2 protein-coding genes and 2 pseudogenes are annotated in these 1,691 nt (G+C 61.6%); 2 read left to right on the top strand and 2 right to left on the bottom strand.

The features are described from left to right. Positions 1-258, top strand: a pseudogene (locus tag H512_RS27405) (sucrose phosphorylase); the annotation flags it as partial. 116 nt (positions 259-374) lie between these two features. Further along, positions 375-1,137, top strand: a pseudogene (locus H512_RS26765) (IS5 family transposase). Positions 1,138-1,150: 13 nt separating this feature from the next. Here H512_RS26765 and H512_RS26760 read toward each other — a convergent pair. Further along, positions 1,151-1,450: a putative quinol monooxygenase gene (locus H512_RS26760; RefSeq protein WP_026784914.1), complete on the bottom strand. Its 300-nt coding sequence runs from the start codon at positions 1,448-1,450 to the stop codon at positions 1,151-1,153. A gap of 31 nt (positions 1,451-1,481) precedes the next feature. After that, positions 1,482-1,691, bottom strand: a 210-nt coding sequence (locus H512_RS26755) for a TOBE domain-containing protein (protein WP_156899594.1), incomplete at its 5' end; no start/stop codon positions are given.

Below are 1,691 nucleotides of genomic sequence, written 5' to 3'. Positions count from 1 at the left end.
CACTACTACACGCCGAACGAGGTGGCGGCGGCGCTGGAAAAGCCGGTGGTACGCCGGCTTTGCGACCTTGCCCGCTTCCGCAACACTCATCCGGCTTTCAATGGTGACTTCACCGTCGAGCAACCGTCCGAAAGCAGGCTGGTGCTGAGTTGGACGAAGGGCAGCGAGCAGGCCACGCTCGACGTCGACTTCAAGTCGATGTCCGCCTCGATCACCCATACAGATAAATATGCCTATGGGCGGTTCACCGTTGAGTAGTGCCCAACCACCTAGGTTGGGCGCTTGATCGGCTAGGTCCAATCGACATTCAGGATTCACGAACCGGGTGATGTGTGATTCATGGGTCTCCAGACCGTTCGATCTGGATCCCCAGCATAGCCAAGCGCTACGAACTGACGGCGTCGCAATGGCGTTGCATCTGCGACCTACTCCCCGGCGAACCCGGTGATCCCTGGCGTTGTGGTCAGGATAACCTATTGTTCGGTAATGTTGTTTTGTGAGTTCCGCGCTCGGGGGCGCACTGGCACGACCTGCCCGAGCGCTACGGTGAGTACAAGACCGTCCATAAGCGGTTCACCCGTTGGGCCAGAGCCGGCGTCCGGGAGAGGGTGTTCGACCACCTGATCAGGGAGCCCGACAATGACTATGTTGCCCTCGATTCCACGCTGGTGCGGGCACACCAGCAGGCGGCCTCCGGCAAGGGCGGCGGTCAAAAAGGGGGATCAGGCTCTGGGGCTTACCCGAGGCGGACTGACCACCAAGATCCACTTGGTGACCGACGGCAGGGGGCGTCCCCTGCCCATCATCCTTACACCGGGCCAGTGGGGCGATGTCACCCAGGCGCCCGCCTTGCTCGCAGGGCTCAAAGCCCGTCGGGTGCTGGCTGACAAGGCTTATGATTCCCATCAATTGAGACGGATCATCGCCGAGGCCGGGGCCGAAGCCGTCATTCCCTCCAACCCGACGCGGAAACACCCCGTCGCCTGCGACTTCGATGCCTACAAGGTGCGCAACTGCATCGAGCGCTGTTTCAACAAGCTCAAGCACTTCCGCCACATCGCAACCCGATACGACAGACGTGTCAGCTACTTCTTGAGCTTCACCCATCTCGCCGCAGCGATGCTATGGATGCGCTGAATGTCGCTCCAGCCTAGGCCTTTGAGACGGCCTCGACGAAAGTGAGGGCCGACTGCCCGCCGACGGCCACGTCGGCCAGCCAGGCGTTGAAGGCCAGGCTGTGCGGCGCGGCAATATGGCTTTCGAACGCCGCTTCGTCGGCATAGGTTTCGACCACGTCAAAGCGGCGGGGCTCGTCGCGGTGACGGAACACCTGAAACTGCCGGTTTCCCGGTTCCTGCCGAACTTTGACCGCGTGCAGGGCGAGACGATCGGCAAGCGCATCCGCCGCGCCATCCCTTGCCTCAAGATGGGCAATGAGTGAAACTTCCAAGCCTTCCTCCATTATCCGACCGCTGGCGGCTTCAGCTTTTTGAAACCGCGCAATTGCGACCGGCGGCATCGAACCATACCCCGGCTCCCGGACGAACCATCAGCTCGACGTCATCGCCCAGTTGAACGTTCGGTCTCTCCCTCAGAACGACCGTCAATGCCTCGCCGTTACAGGAACAGCGCAGCATGGTCTCCGCTCCCGTCGGTTCGATCACCGTCACCTTTGCCCGCAAGCCGGAGCC

The organism is Pleomorphomonas koreensis DSM 23070 (assembly GCF_000425185.1).
Taxonomy (GTDB): domain Bacteria; phylum Pseudomonadota; class Alphaproteobacteria; order Rhizobiales; family Pleomorphomonadaceae; genus Pleomorphomonas; species Pleomorphomonas koreensis.
This window is presented reverse-complemented; position numbering and strand designations above follow the sequence as displayed.